At 68.1% G+C, this 14,625-nt stretch carries 13 protein-coding genes; 6 read left to right on the forward strand and 7 right to left on the reverse strand.

Translation table 11 applies throughout. From position 1 onward, the window contains the following. Nucleotides 1-64: 64 nt before the first annotated feature. Nucleotides 65-955, reverse strand: a complete 891-nt coding sequence (locus AB0L57_RS09625) for an alpha/beta hydrolase (protein WP_364959507.1) — start codon at nt 953-955, stop codon at nt 65-67. Between the two features lie 147 nt (nt 956-1,102). Between AB0L57_RS09625 and AB0L57_RS09630 the strand changes: the two genes are divergently transcribed. Further along, a complete protein-coding gene (locus AB0L57_RS09630) occupies nt 1,103-1,582 on the forward strand; it encodes a hypothetical protein (RefSeq protein WP_364959509.1) in 480 nt (159 codons plus the stop codon). Between the two features lie 44 nt (nt 1,583-1,626). Here AB0L57_RS09630 and AB0L57_RS09635 read toward each other — a convergent pair whose 3' ends face one another. The 4 genes from AB0L57_RS09635 to AB0L57_RS09650 form a co-directional block, all read right to left on the reverse strand. Further along, complete coding sequence (locus AB0L57_RS09635; RefSeq protein ID WP_364959511.1) at nt 1,627-2,850, reverse strand: RtcB family protein; 1,224 nt, start codon at nt 2,848-2,850, stop codon at nt 1,627-1,629. Between the two features lie 121 nt (nt 2,851-2,971). Next, complete coding sequence (locus AB0L57_RS09640) at nt 2,972-3,913, reverse strand: alpha/beta hydrolase (RefSeq protein WP_364959513.1); 942 nt, start codon at nt 3,911-3,913, stop codon at nt 2,972-2,974. 115 nt (nt 3,914-4,028) lie between these two features. Continuing rightward, nucleotides 4,029-4,790, reverse strand: a complete 762-nt coding sequence (locus AB0L57_RS09645; protein ID WP_364959515.1) for a glucose 1-dehydrogenase — start codon at nt 4,788-4,790, stop codon at nt 4,029-4,031. A gap of 108 nt (nt 4,791-4,898) precedes the next feature. After that, on the reverse strand, nt 4,899-6,026 hold the full coding sequence (locus tag AB0L57_RS09650; protein WP_364959517.1) for an LLM class flavin-dependent oxidoreductase: 1,128 nt from the start codon (nt 6,024-6,026) through the stop codon (nt 4,899-4,901). 163 nt (nt 6,027-6,189) lie between these two features. On the opposite strand from AB0L57_RS09650, the gene kstD reads away from it, so the two are divergent. From kstD to AB0L57_RS09665, 3 genes are read left to right on the forward strand one after another with little or no spacing between them, the layout of a single operon-like run. Then, the gene (kstD, locus tag AB0L57_RS09655; RefSeq protein ID WP_364959519.1) at nt 6,190-7,920 is read left to right on the forward strand and encodes a 3-oxosteroid 1-dehydrogenase; all 1,731 of its coding nucleotides are present in this window, start codon (nt 6,190-6,192) and stop codon (nt 7,918-7,920) included. A 2-nt stretch (nt 7,921-7,922) separates the two neighbouring features. Next, nucleotides 7,923-8,654, forward strand: a complete 732-nt coding sequence (locus AB0L57_RS09660) for a glucose 1-dehydrogenase (RefSeq protein WP_364959521.1) — start codon at nt 7,923-7,925, stop codon at nt 8,652-8,654. A 17-nt stretch (nt 8,655-8,671) separates the two neighbouring features. Beyond that, nucleotides 8,672-9,493, forward strand: a complete 822-nt coding sequence (locus AB0L57_RS09665; protein ID WP_364959523.1) for an SDR family NAD(P)-dependent oxidoreductase — start codon at nt 8,672-8,674, stop codon at nt 9,491-9,493. 116 nt (nt 9,494-9,609) lie between these two features. Here AB0L57_RS09665 and AB0L57_RS09670 read toward each other — a convergent pair whose 3' ends face one another. Continuing rightward, complete coding sequence (locus tag AB0L57_RS09670; protein WP_364959525.1) at nt 9,610-11,184, reverse strand: AMP-binding protein; 1,575 nt, start codon at nt 11,182-11,184, stop codon at nt 9,610-9,612. A 281-nt stretch (nt 11,185-11,465) separates the two neighbouring features. Here AB0L57_RS09670 and AB0L57_RS09675 point away from each other — a divergent pair, with 281 nt between their 5' ends. Both AB0L57_RS09675 and AB0L57_RS09680 read left to right on the forward strand, forming a co-directional pair. Continuing rightward, entirely contained in the window at nt 11,466-13,595 is a 2,130-nt protein-coding gene (locus AB0L57_RS09675) for a pyruvate, phosphate dikinase (RefSeq protein ID WP_364959527.1), read from the forward strand. After that, nucleotides 13,585-14,361 (forward strand): tyrosine-protein phosphatase, encoded by a 777-nt coding sequence (locus tag AB0L57_RS09680; RefSeq protein WP_364959529.1) that lies wholly within the window; start codon nt 13,585-13,587, stop codon nt 14,359-14,361. Before AB0L57_RS09675 ends, AB0L57_RS09680 begins: the two co-directional genes overlap by 11 nt. A gap of 9 nt (nt 14,362-14,370) precedes the next feature. Here AB0L57_RS09680 and AB0L57_RS09685 read toward each other — a convergent pair whose 3' ends face one another. Next, nucleotides 14,371-14,556, reverse strand: coding sequence for a hypothetical protein (locus tag AB0L57_RS09685; RefSeq protein WP_364959531.1), 186 nt, complete (start codon nt 14,554-14,556; stop codon nt 14,371-14,373). Nucleotides 14,557-14,625: the final 69 nt, after the last annotated feature.

Here is a 14,625-nt window from a genome sequence, read left to right on the forward strand (position 1 = left end):
TCCACCCACAGCCGCACCCCGTCATGGGTACGGGGACGACCGACACGTTGGTGCCGACGCTGTACTACGCGGTCTCCGCGACCAGAGCCAGCAGGTGGTCGCGGACCAGGTCCGGGCGTTCCTCGGGGATGAAATGTCCACAGCCGTCGACATATTCGATGGTGTAGTCGTCGGCGCGGGCGGTGTCGGCGGCGGCCAGGGAGTGGTGGATGGCGGCGTCTCCGGTGCCGAACAGGGCGCGGATCGGGACCCTCGCCCGCCGTTTCTCCGGGTGCCGGCCCGCCGCGGGCAGTTCCCTCAGCCAGAAGGTGCGATAGGTGTCGGTGGCGGCGCGGGCTCCAACCGGCTCGCGGAACCGGTCGCTGTAGACGCGAGTGACCTCGGGTGTGAAGGCCGCGGGGTCGGCGACGCCCATCCGCAGCAGCCGGTCGACGAAGGGGGTGTGCCGCTGCAGCGGGATACCGAAGGTCGCCACCAGCGGCTGATACATCAGGAACCGCCAGATGTGCGGGGCGATGATGCGCGCGGTGATCCACGGATGGGCGATATTGAGCGGCAGATAGCCCTCGAACCGGTCCGGCTCCCGCAGCACCATGAGGAATCCGATGAAACCGCCCCAGTCGTGCCCGCCCAGCAGGACCCGGTGGAGTCCGAGTTCGTCGAGCAGTGCCAGCAGATCGGAGGCGACGTCCTCCTTGGCCCAGCGGTGTGGCGCCGGGCCCGACCAGCCGTAGCCCGGCAGATCGGGGACGATCAGTCGCAGTCCGGCCGGCGGGTCGGCCAGCAGATGGCGGTAGGCGTAATGATGCTGCGGCCAGCCGTGCAGCAGCACGACCGGCCGTCCGTCGGCGGGCCCGGCCTCGGTGACGTGGAAACGTACCCCGCGCGCCTCGACGAAATCGCGGCGCACGCCGGGAATCTCGGGCGGCGCGGATGCTGTGCCGGGTGAGGTCATACCCGATGGTAACCAGCGGTTGCCGGGAAGGTCACGCAGCGAGCGTCTTCCGCACGGCACCGGGAATTTTCGGGCTCCGGCACCGACAATGGATGCGATCGGGCAGCAGTCCACTGACATGTGCGCGAATGCGGGAGGAACGGGTCGATGGCGAAGAAGTTCGAATCACCGGCGGGCTGGTCGCCGCCGGGTGCGCAGTTCCAGAGTCGCGGTGTCACCAGCCGCACCACGGCCGGAGTCCTCTTCGGGTTGATCGTGACGCCGATCGGAATTGCGTTCGCCGCCAGGGGCGGAGCCGATATCCGCTACTGGGTGATCGTCGGTGCGGTCACCGACCGCTGGACGGCGGCCGCGGAGATCGTCGGGGGATCGTTCCTGCTCCTGCTCGTCGCGGCGCTGGCCGCGTTCTCGCCGATCGGCACCATCGTGGCCAGTCTGGTGTGGGGAATCTTCCCCGGCATCCTGCACATTCTGTACCCGGACGACACCTTCCGGTTGATCGGTGACATTCCTTTCACCGATTCGTCGATGCAGGTGGCCCTGCACAGCTGGGTCACCTACGGGTTCGCGCTCATCTCGGGGATGATGTTGCTGGGCGCGGGAATGGTGGGCGTACTACGTAAGTGACCGTCGTTCCGGCATACCCGATCGGGCATGCCGGAACGAGACGCTCAGCCCTTCACGCACAGCACCTGGCGGAGGGTGGCGACCACATCGACGAGATCTCGCTGCGCGGAGATCACCGCATCGATGTCCTTGTAGGCCGCGGGGATCTCATCGATCACCCCGGCGTCCTTACGGGATTCCACGCCGTCGGTCTGCGCGACCAGATCGGCGACGGTGAACTGCCGCTTGGCGGCGCCACGGCTCATCCGGCGCCCGGCCCCGTGCGAGGCGGACTGGAACGAGAGCGGATTTCCCTTGCCGCGCACCACGTACGAGCGGGTGCCCATCGATCCGGGGATCAATGCGAGATCGCCGTCGCCGGCGCGTACCGCGCCCTTACGGGTCACCAGCATCGGCAGACCGTCGATGATCTCCTCCGACACATAGTTGTGGTGGCAGGAGATCGGCTCGTCGAAACGCACCGGCAGCGAATCGAATTCGTCGCGCACCGCCGCGCACACCAGTGCGAGCATGACCGCCCGGTTCCGGGCCGCGTACTCCTGGGCCCAGGTCAGATCCCGCCGGTAGGCATCCATTTCCGGTGTGCCGGAGAGGAATACCGACAGATCACGATCCGGCAGATCCCGGTTCTGCGGCAGTTTGCGCGCCACCGCGATATGCCGTTCCGCCAGTTCCTTGCCGATGTTTCGGCTTCCGGAGTGCAACAGAACCCAGACGTGCTGCTCGGTGTCGAGGCAGACCTCGATGAAGTGATTACCGCCGCCCAGAGTGCCCATCTGCTTGTGCGCCTTGGACTCTCGCTTCTGCACCGCCGGATCGAGATCCGCGAACAGACTCCAGAATCGAGTCCAGCCCGCCCGCCGGGTGGTGCCCGCGGCGCGCGGACCGTTGATCACGGTCTGCAACCGGGTGACGTCGACCGCCTTGTTGTGTGCGGAGAACCCGACCGGAACCGCGGCCTCGATCCGGGAGCGCAGCGAATGCAGATCGTCGGGCAGATCCGACGCGGTGAGCGAGGTCTTGACGGCCTCCATACCGCAGCCGATGTCGACCCCGACCGCGGCCGGGGCGACCGCGTCCCGCATGGCGATGACGGATCCGACCGTGGCCCCCTTGCCCAGGTGCACGTCCGGCATGACGCGCACGCCGTGGACCCATTCCAGTTCGGCGATGGTACGCAACTGTTGCAGCGCGGCCTGCTCGACCTCGTGCTCGTGGGCCCACATGAGCGTCTGCGCCTTGGCTCCGCGCAGCTCGACGGGAAACATTTTCGCGATCCTTTCGTGAACGACTTTCACCGTTCACGGTAGGGATCCTGGAGGTCGAACGCATCTGGATTTCCGTGTGGTGCGTCGGTCGGCCGGGAGTTGCCGACCGGCCGATCCGTCGTCACGTCGTCTCTTCCGTGTCGCCGAAGGCCCGCCGCAGCGCCGCGAATGCCCGCCCGTTCGCGACCGCCGTCTCGGGCAGCGCATCTCCCATGGTCATGAAGCCGTGGAACATGCCGTCGTAGCGATGGACCTCGACGGGAACTCCGGCCGCCGCGAGCCGGTTCGCGTACGCCTCGCCCTCGTCGCGCAGCGGATCGAACTCCGCGGTCGCCACATGGGCCGGTGGCAATCCGGCCGGATCGGCCAGCAGGGGTGCGGCATAGGGGTCGGTGCGCTCCGAACCGCCCAGATACTGGTCCCAGTACCAGCGCAAATGGTCGTCGGTGACGAAATAGCCCTGCGCGTTGTCGCGATAGGACGTGCTGGAGCGGGTGGGATCGAGCATCGGGTACATCAGCACCTGCGCCGCCACCGCCGGCTCACCCCTGTCCCGGGCCATCAAAGCCGCGACGGCCGCCAGATTGCCGCCCGCACTGTCGCCGGCGACCGCGATCCGTGCCGGATCACCGCCGAATTCCGCGGCCGTGGCCGCGATCCAGCGCAGCACGGCGTAGGCGTCTTCGGCGGCGGCCGGGAACCGGTGTTCCGGAGCGCGGCGGTACTCGACCGAAACCACCACGGCGGCAGTATGATTGGCCATCTCCCGGCAGAATTGGTCGTGGCTGTCGATACCGCAGATCACGAATCCGCCGCCGTGGCAGAACATGACCACCGGCAGCGGCCCGGCCGCATGCGGGGTGTAGATCCGCACCGGGACATCCGTGCCGTCATCACCCCGCACGATCGAATCCTTCACGGCCGCAACCGGAATCGGATCGACGGGCGCGGGCGGGCGAGCGGCCAGTTGCCGCCGGGCCTCGACCGCGTCGACCACCTCGGTCCCGAGTCTCGGAAACGCCGCGGTCGCCGCGTCGACCACAGCACGGGTTCGTGGTGTCATCGCCATGAGGTCTCCCGTGGGGCAGGCACGCTCGTAGCGGTTCCGCGAGGCACGGCGGCCGTGGTGTGTTCGCGGTATACGCTGGTCGGTCCGCAGACGGCCGGGCGATCCTCGCTCACGGTGCCTCCTGAGATGCCGGGGGCACGAACTTGCCCGCCGCGAGCCCGCCGTCGATGGTGACCTCCGCGCCGGAGATGTACGCCGCGGCGTCCGAGGCGAGGAATCCGACCAGTTCGGCGACCTCCTCGGGGGTGCCGGTCCGCTGCAACGGCAGGGTGGGGAAGCTACCGGGGCCGGTGGTGAGGTAGGGCACCATCGGCGTGGCGATCGGGCCGGGATGGACCGAGTTCACCCGAATTCCGCTGGGGCCCAGCTCGAGTGCGGCAGTCTTGCTGAGTCCGCGTAGGCCCCATTTGGAGGCGCCGTAGGCGGAGTGGCCCATCAAACCCTCCAGTCCGGCCTGTGAGGAGATGTTGACGATGGAACCACCGGCCGCCGACATGGGTGCCACCACCGCCCGGATACCGCGGAACGCACCCACGAGATTGACCCGCAGAATCGTCTCCAATTCCTCCGGGGTGGTATCGGTCAGCGGCTTGGCGGTATAGATCGCGGCATTGTTCACCAGCACGTTCAGCCCGCCGAACTCCGATATCGCCACCGCGATTGCCGCATTCCAGTCGTCGGCCGAGGTGACATCGTGGCGAACGAACCGCGCGGCCGCGCCCAGCTCGGCGGCCAGCTGTCCGCCCTCGGTCTCGAGGACATCGGTGAGTACCACGCGTGCACCCGCGGCGACGAACAGGCGGGCTTCGGCCGCACCCTGTCCGCGCGCCGCGCCGGTGATGAGCGCGACCTTGTCCGTCAGATCTACCATTCGACTTCTCCGTCCCTGTGCCTGTGCCGAGATCCTGCGCCCGCATCGGCGCGCTCGGCTCGCGGCAGTCTCGGTGAGCGAGATCCGGCCGCGAACTCCACTGTGCTGCTACCGATTACGGAAATGCGGGATGACCTTCTCGCCCCAGTGCCGGATGGTCTCGAGGCAGGCTTCCTGCGGCACGGTGCCCATCTGGATCAGGCACAGGATCTCGTCGGCGCCGGCATCGCGCAGCCGTTCGACGTAGGCGATCGCGTCCTCCGGGCTGCCGTAGGCGTGATCGGCATTGAACACCGAGGTCGCGCCGGATTTCACCGGAATCTTTGCTTCGTGCAGGTAGGCGACGTGCTCGTCGGCGGCCTCCCGGATCCGGGCCACCTCGTCCACGGTGGGGTCGACCGCCTCGTCCGGCACCGGCCCGGCACCGTAGTAGTGCTTGATGGACTGCGCGAAGAAGCGCTGGCCGCGGGCGCCGATCTGCTGGGCCCGCTCGCGGTCGTCGAGAACGATGGTGGGGCACAGCGCGGCGAAGTGGTCATTGATCACCGTCGAGACGAATCGCTCACCGGTGCGGGCCGCGATCGCCTCGTCGTAGGTGCGGCGCAGCTCCGCGATCTCCGCCACGCCCGCGAAACCCAGTACCAGAGCACCGATTCCGTAGTCGGCGGCGAGCTTCAGGGTGTCCTTCCTGGTGCACGCCATGAACAGCGGGGGATGCGGGCGCTGCACGGGCCGCGGCAGCAGCGAATGTGGGGCGATGTCGAGCAGTTCACCGTGATATTCGAACTCGCCGTCCGGGTCCTGCCAGGCCGTGCCGATCATCCGCAGCGACTCCTCGACCTCGGCGTAGGTCCGCGACGGGTCGACGCCGCACATCGAAGTCTCCACCGGGGTGGCGCCGCGTCCCGCGCCGAGATTCAAGCGGCCGCCCGACAGTACGTCGAGCATCGCGGCCCGCTCGGCCGCGCGCACCGGATGGTTGAAGTTGAACGGCATGCAGACCACGCCGTGGCCGATGCGGATGCGTTGCGTCTTGGCCGCCACCCAGGTCAGGAAGATCTCCGGGGCGCTCATGTGGGCGTACCACTTGAGACCGTGGTGTTCGACCGCCCATACGGTGTCGAAGCCCATCTCGTCGGCCAGGACCGCCTGTTCGACGCAGTCCCGCAGGACCTGTGCCTCGTGTTCGGCAGTGGGGTCGGTCATCTGGGCCTCGAAGATCATCGAGAACTTCATCCGGACACTCCCTGTCATATCGTATGCCTAATCGAAATAGTCCGCCCCGCACTCACGCTGGTCAGCCGTAAGTCCCGGTGGTCGGGACCGTTCGGTGTCGGTTCGGCGCAGCGGCCATAGCGTCGAATACGACGATGGGGAAGAAGGACGGAAAGAACGCCGCATGACACAGGAATTCGAATTCGACGTGGTGGTCGTCGGCTCCGGCGCCGCCGGTATGACCGCCGCCCTGACGGCCGCCTATCGGGGACTGTCGGTGACACTGATCGAGAAGAGCCGGACCTTCGGCGGCTCGACCGCCCGTTCCGGCGGCGGTATCTGGATACCCAACAATCCGGTGCTGCAGGCCGCAGGCGTGCCCGACAGCCCCGAACTGGCGCGCACCTATCTGAAAGCCGTTGTGGGTGATCGTGTTCCGGAGGCCAAGCAGCGTGCCTTCTTGGAACGCGGGCCGGAGATGATGCGCTGGATCGGCGCGCGCAGCCGATACTGGGATTTCGTCTACGACCGCGGCTACTCCGATTACCACCCGGAATTCCCCGGCGGTCTCGCCCAGGGCCGCAGTATCGAACCCGCCCCCATCGACGGGCGGCTGCTCGGTGGCGATCTGCACAAGATCAACCAGCCGACCATGTCGGGGCCGAAGGGAATCGCATTCACCGTCAGCGACTTCCACGATCTGAACATGATCGCCCGGACGTGGGCCGGTAAGCGCACCGCGATGAAGGTCGGTGCGCAGGCGGTGGCGAACAGACTGCGCGGCCGTCTGCCGCTGAGCCTGGGGAAGGCATTGGCGGCGCGGCTGTGGCTGTCGCTGCGCGACGCGGGTGTGCCGGTCTGGCTGAACACACCGCTGATCGAGGTCGTGACCGAGGCGGGCGCCGTGGTCGGTGTGCGCGCCGAACATCAGGGCGCCCCGGTGCTGATCAAGGCGCGGCGCGGTGTCGTGCTGGCCGCCGGCGGCTTCGAGCACAATCTCGACATGCGCCGGCAGTACCTGTCCGGACCGCAGTCCACCGACTGGACCGTCGGCGCCACCGAAAACGTCGGCGAGGGCATCGTGGCGGGCCAGAAGGCCGGTGGCGCGGTCGATCTCATGGATGACGCGTGGTGGGGTCCGTCGGTCCGCAATCCGGACGGGCCGCCGTTCTTCTGCCTGGCCGAACGTGCGCAGCCGGGCGGCATCATGGTGAACCACGCGGGGCAGCGCTTCGTCAACGAGTCCGCGCCCTATGTGAATGTCGTGCACACCATGTACGAGCAGCACTCCGCCGGGGTGGACCACATTCCGGCCTACTTCATCATGGATCAGACCTTCCGCGATCGGTATCTGTTCCTCGGCAACTTCCCGAAACGGCCGATTCCGCAGAAGTATCTGGACGCCGGAATCATCACCCAGGCCGACACCCTCGAACAGCTGGCCGACAAGATCGGTGTTCCCGCAGCGACTCTGAGTGCCACCGTCGCGCGGTTCAACGGCTTCGCGAAGGCCGGTCGCGACGAGGACTTCGGCCGCGGTGACTCCGCCTACGACCGCTACTACGGTGATCCGACCGTGCAGCCGAATCCGTGTCTGGCGCCGCTGGACAACGGGCCCTACTACGCGGTGGAGATGGTGCCGGGCGATCTGGGGACCAAGGGCGGTCTGAGCACCGACGAATTCGCGCGGGTGCTCGACGACGGCGACCGTCCCATCGCGGGACTCTATGCGGCGGGCAACAATTCGGCCTCGGTCATGGGCAACGACTACGCCGGCGCGGGTGCGACCATCGGCCCGGCGATGGTGTTCGGCTTCATCGCCGCCAACCATCTCGCCGACGCCGACTCCTTCGAGACCGCCGCGTCGAAGCGTACGGCTCGTGGCCGCGAGACATCCTCCGCGGGAAAGGAATAGATGTGGGCAGGATCGACGGTAAGACGGTCATCGTCACCGGTGGTGCGCGGGGGATGGGTGCGAGCTTCGCCGCGCGCCTGATCGCCGAGGGCGCCTCGGTGGTGATCACCGATGTGCTGGCCGAGGAAGGTGCGCGGACCGCGGCCGGGCTGGGAGCCTCCGCGCGGTTCCTCGCACACGACGTCACCGACGAATCATCCTGGAAAGAGGTGGTGGCGCAGGCGGAATCGATCTTCGGACCGGTCGCGGGACTGGTGAACAATGCCGGGATCGTGCACGTGGATCCGATCGAGGAACTGGCCGAGGCCGACTACCGCAAGGTGATCGATGTGAACCAGGTCGGGGTCTTCCTCGGCATGAAGTCGGTCGTGGGTTCCATGCGGCGCGCCGGAAACGGGTCGATCGTGAACATCTCCTCGGTCGGCGGCATCATCGGCTTTTCCAACATCCTGGGGTACACCGCGTCGAAGTGGGCGGTGCGCGGTATGACCAAGACGGCGGCCCAGGAATTCGGGCCGATGGGAATCCGGGTCAACTCGGTACATCCCGGCGTGGTGATGACGGAGATGACCGCCGATTCGGCGCGATCCAATTCGATGTTCCATGATCAGCCGCTGGCCCGGGCCGGCACTCCGGAGGAATTGGCGAATCTGGTGCTGTTCCTCATCTCCGACGAATCCGGTTACAGCACCGGTTCGGAATTCGTCGCCGACGGCGGATTCACCTCCCACTGAATCGAAGGATGTTCGCCGTGAAGAATTTCGCAGGTAAGACCGTCGTCATCACCGGCGCGGGCGCCGGAATCGGCCGGGCGCTGGCCCTGGAACTGGCCGCGGCGGGTGCCCGGCTGGCGTTGTCGGGTCGCAATATCGACAATGTGGCCGAGACGGCGGCACTGTGTGAGAAGCGGGGCGCACACGCGCGCGCCTACCAGCTCGATGTCACCGACCGCGATGCGGTGTACGCGCACGCCGATCAGGTCGCCGGTGACTTCGGCGGCGTGAACGCGATCGTCAACAATGCCGGGGTGTCGTTGACCGCCAGCACCGAAGAGGTCAGCTGGGACGATTTCGAATGGATCGTGAACATCAATTTCTGGGGGGTCGCGCACGGGACGAAAGCCTTTCTGCCCCACGTGATCGCCTCCGGTGACGGTGCCGTGGTCAATGTCTCGAGTATGTTCGGGCTCGCCGCCTGTCCCACTCAGGGGGCCTACAACGCGACGAAATTCGCGATTCGCGGCTTCACCGACGCACTGCGGCAGGAGATGAAGATCGCGGGGCACGATGTGACGGTCAGTTGCGTGCATCCCGGGATGATCCGGACCGAGATCGCGTGGAAGGCGCGCGCGGGTGCGGGCCGTGACCGTGACGCGCTGGCCGCCAATTTCGACAGTCTGGCCAAGACCAGTCCGGAGAAGGCCGCCCGCGCCATCATGGAAGGTATCCGCAAGGACAAGGCGAAGGTGCTGATCGGCAACGATGCCCGGGTGATCGATCTGCTGCCGCGGATCTTCGGATCCGGTTATCAGAAGATCCTCACCGCGCAGATGCGCAACGAGGTGGCGAAGTAGCGCGCACGGTCACCGGCGAGCGGATCGGCTCTCGGCGGTGGCCGGAGGTGGTGCCCGCCCGCGGGTGGCCGGATCGGCCGCGTACGGACCGGGTCCGCGGCGATCGAGAATCCGGATCACCAGTGCAGATCGTGTTTGCGGATCTTGCCGGTTGCGTTGCGGGGCAATCGATCCACCACACGGACGGCACGCGGCACCTTGTAACCGGCCAGTCGATCGCGGCACCAGGTCAGCAGCGCATCGATGTCGAATCCGCCGGCGTCTCCGGTGACCACGAAGGCGGCCCCGACCTCGCCGAGCCGGTCGTCGGGGACGCCGATCACCGCCGCGTCGGCGATACCCGGATATTCGAGCAGTGCCTGTTCGACCTCGGCCGGATACACATTGAAGCCGCCGACGATGAACATGTTCTTCAGCCGGTCGGTGACGCGCAGGTAGCCCTCGTTGTCCAGGGCGCCGACATCGCCGGTGCGCAACCATCCGTCCGGATCGATCGCTCGTGCGGTGGCGTCCGCGTCATCGAGGTATCCGCTCATCACATTCGGTCCGCGCACCACGATTTCCCCGGGTGTTCCGGCGGGTGCCACGCCGCCGTCCGGGCCGATGATGCGAATCTCGCTGCCCGGCAGTGTCCTGCCCACCGTCCGCGCGGTCGATTCGGCGGGCGCGCCCGGTGCGCACACCGAGATCACGCCGATGGATTCGGTGAGCCCGTAGGCCGTGAACACCTCGTCGGCGCCGAGTTCGTCGCGAATGCGATCGACGAGGACCGGTGGAATCGCGGCGCCGCCGGTACCTGCCAGTCGCAGCGCCGGAAAGCTGCGACCGACTCGCAGCAGGTCCGTGAAAATGGTTGGGGGACCGGCGAGTACGGTGATCGACTCGGTCGCCGTCAACTCCGCCGCGGCGGGTGCGTCGAATATCTCGACGGGCACCATGGTCGCCGCGCGCAGCAGGCATGCCAGCAGCCCCGCCTTGTATCCGAAGGTGTGCGAGAACGGATTGATCAGCAGATATCGGTCGTCGTGCCGGAGCGTGACGGCACTCGCCCAGCGGTCCAGGACCGTGAGGGTGTTCGAGTGGGTACTGAGCACACCTTTGGGCGCGCCCGTGGTGCCGGAGGTGAACAGGATGTCGCAGATATCGCCGGAAGCTATCGCGGCTGTGCGTGATTCGGCATCGGTCAGCGATACCGACTCCGCTTCGGTGAGGAAGTCCGCCCAGGTGACCAGTGCGTCGTCCGGACGGTCCGTGCGGGCGTGCGAACGTTCGTCACCTGCGATCACCGGTAGCAGGACGGTGAAGCGCAGATCGGGAATGTCGTGCCCGCGCAGCAACGCCGGATAGTCGATGCCCAGAAACCCCCGCACGGTGAACAGACCCCGGCAGCGTGCCCGGCGCAGGACCTGTGCGGCTTCCGCGCCCCGCAATCGGGTGCCGATCGGAACCAGCGTCGCGCCCGCACCGAGCAGACCGAGCGCGGCGATGATCCAGTGCGCGCTGTTCGGGGCCCAGATCGCGATCCGATCCCCGCGCCGCACCCCGGCGGTCATCGCGGCACGGGTGACCTGCCGTGCGGCCGTGTGCAGTTCGGCGTAGGTCAGGCGGCTCCCGGGGCCCGCGATCGCCGTGGCCGATCCGTATCGGCGGGCCTGCTCGTTCAGCAATTCCGGGATGGTGGAGGGACTCATCCCGGATTCCTCCTCCGTGTACGTCAGCGCCGCCCGAGCACGTCGTCGGCGAACAGCGCCGCTCGCGGGCCGTTCATATCGCCATCCTGCCGCAGCGCGGCGGCGGCCCGGGCCGATGTGCGCGACCGGTCCCGGTGACCGGACGGGCGGTGCGATCCAGCGCGGGAATATCCGGTGAGCGGGACGTTCGCTACTGGCGGGCGGGAGGTGGGCGGCACTGTCGAAGGATGACCGGGGCGGCAGGGGGTTCGATGCCCCGGGGAATGGACCGAAGGAGTGACATGATCGCGGGTGCGGAGACGGCGTGGCGATCCGGAACCGTCGTCGGGCTGAGCGGTGAGTGCTCGTTGCCACGGGAACGGATCGGTGGCAAGGCCTGGAGTATCGATCACATGCGCGGCCTCGGGCTGCCGGTGCCACCGGCGTTTGTACTGACCACCGATGCCTGGCGCGATTTCACCGAGCGTGGAACCATCGCCGACGACATCTGGCAGGCGGTGCGCGACGGTATCGCGGCGCTCGAACACGACACCGGCCGCGGCTTCGGGTCGACCTCGGCGCCACTGCTGGTCTCGGTCCGATCCGGTGCCGCGGTGAGTATGCCGGGCATGATGGACACCGTTCTCAACCTCGGTATCAACGATGAGGTGGAGCGGTCGCTGGCCGTCGCGACCGGAAGTGCCGGATACGCGGCCGACACCCATCGGCGCTTTCGCGCGCAGTATCGCGACACCGTCGTCGGCGCATCCGGCGCCACCGTGCCGGCCGACCCCTGGGAGCAGTTGCGCGGTGCCGTCACGGCGGTGTTCGGATCCTGGGATTCACAGCGCGCCAAGGCGTATCGGCGCAATCGCGGCGTCGCCGGCGATCTGGGCACCGCCGTCACCGTGCAGGCGATGGTCTTCGGAAACCTGGACCGAGACTCGGGCACGGGCGTGCTGTTCAGCCGCAACCCCAATACCGGCGACGGCCCCGCCTACGGTGAATGGCTGATCGGCGGACAGGGCGAGGACGTGGTGTCCGGCCGGACCACACCGCGTCCGCTGGCCGACCTCGCCGCCGCGCAGCCGAAGGTGCATCGGCAGCTGATCGAGGCCGCCGAGCTGCTCGAACGTGACGGCCGCGATATCCAGGACATCGAGTTCACGGTGGAATCGGGGAGGTTGTGGCTGCTGCAGTCGCGGCCGGCCAAGCGATCCGCGCGAGCTGCGGTGCGGGCCGCGGTCGCCATGGCCGACGAGGGGCTGATCACCACCGCGGAGGCCGTGCGCCGGGTCGGCGCCGAACAGATCGGTGTCGTGCTCCGGCCCGCCGGTACCGTCGCCGATTCGTCCGAAGCGCTCGCGCGCGGTGAATCTGCTTGTCCAGGTGTGGCTTTCGGAGTCGTGGTCACCGACCCGGACGAGGCCGAGGCGCGAGCGCAGGCGGGCGAGGACGTGATCCTGGTGCGACCCACCACCAGCCCCGACGACCTGCCGGGCATGATCGCCGCCCGCGCGGTCGTCACCGAATCGGGCGGTACGACCTCACATGCCGCACTGGTGAGCCGCGAACTGGGCCGGCCTTGTGTGGTCGGCTGCGGTCCCGGTGTGGTGGCCGCACTGGCCGGTCGCCGGGTCACCGTCGACGGCGGGTCCGGAGTCGTCCTGGACGGTGAGGTCGCCGGTGCCGCCGTGGACGCCGCCGCGCTGGATGATGTGCGCAGGCTCGCCGGCTGGGCGGGAGTGACACCGGAGGAATTGTCCGGCGCCATCGATCCGGAGCCGGAAGACGCCGGTGCGCAATCGGTTACGCGCGCGGTGAGCGATCTGGAACTGTTGCGGCTGATCGGCGTCAAGGGGCGGGTGCGCACCGATGTGGTGGCCGCCGGTCTCGGTGGTGACATCGCCGAGGTCACCGCGCGATGCGCGGATCTGGTGTCGGCGGGCTCATGCGCCGACACACCGGCGGGGCTGCGCCTGACGCCGGACGGCCGGCAGCGCCTGGCCGGACTGCTCGAGATCGAACGCGGCACCGTCGACGCCACGGCGATGACGGCGGCGTACGCGGACTTCTGTGTGGTCAATGCCGAACTCAAGGAGATCGTGACGGCCTGGCAGATGAAGGATGCCGCCACCCCGAACGATCACGCCGACCCGGAATACGATGCGGCGGTGCTGGATCGGCTCACCGGCCTGCACCGTCGGGTGCGCCCGCTGGCGGAACGGCTGGGCGCGCTCGCGCCGCGCCTGGCTCGGTATCGCGACCGGCTCGATCGTGCCGTCGAGCGGATCGGTGGCGGTGACCACACCTGGGTGGCCCGCCCGATCATGGACAGCTATCACACGGTGTGGTTCGAACTGCACGAGGATCTGATCGGCCTGTGCGGGCTCAGCCGCGCCGAGGAAGCGGCGGCCGGCCGTGCGGAGTGATCCTGCCAGCACCGGCGCGGCCCGCCGCTGGGTCGAGTTCGACGCGATCGACAATGTGCGCGATCTCGGCGGACTTCCGGTGATCGGCGGCGGCTCGACCCGTTTCGGGGTCGCGCTGCGCTCGAGCACCTTGCAGCAGGCCAGCGCGGCCGATGCGGCGCTGCTGCTCGGATCGCTGGGCCTGCGCACCCTGATCGATCTGCGCCTACCCGACGAGGTGGTGCGGGAGGGATATGGGCTGATCGGTGCTCTGCCGATCGATACGGTGAATCTCCCGATTCGTAAGTCGCCGCAATCATCCTTGGCCGCAAGGGATCTCGTCCCCGACAAGACACGGGTGGATCTGGCGCAACTGTACGGCGCGCTCCTGGCCGGCAGTGCGGAGGAGATCGTGGCCGCGGCGCGGCTGATCGCCGACCCGGACCGGCGGGCCGTGGTCTTCCACTGCGCCGCGGGCAAGGACCGGACCGGTGTCCTGGCCGCGGTGCTGCTGGACGCGGTGGGCGTGGCCCCGGAGGCGATCGCCGCGGACTACGCGCTGACCAACGAACGGATGGCGCGGGTGCGTGCCCGCCTCGATTCCCTCGGCTCCTACCGCGGCCTGCCGCCCGCCGACACCGGAATCCTGGCGGTGGACCCGGCGGTGATGCTGAGCTTCCTCGGCGAACTGCATCGCGAACACGGTGGGGCCGCCGCGTGGCTGCTGGCACGCGGTCTGACGGCGACGCAGCTGACGTTGCTGCGCCGCGCGCTGGTCACCGGGTAACTGCGGGTCTCACCGGGAGTAGTCGCGGAACGTCATGATGAATGCCGCCGCGGCGACGGCGAACAGGGCGATGTAGACGACGACCTGTAGTGCGGCGCTGTCCAGGTTGTGTACCCACAGCCCCGCGAGCAGCACGGCCAGCAACAACACCACTCCGTAGAACGGCGTGCGCTGGGGGTGTTCTCCCAAGGCCATACAGCCGAAGGTACCCGTTTCCGGAGAGTTGAGACAGGGCCCGGCCGTGCCCGGCGCCGGTCCGGGGCC

The sequence above is a fragment of the Nocardia sp. NPDC052254 genome (genome assembly GCF_040679495.1).
Lineage (GTDB): Bacteria > Actinomycetota > Actinomycetes > Mycobacteriales > Mycobacteriaceae > Nocardia.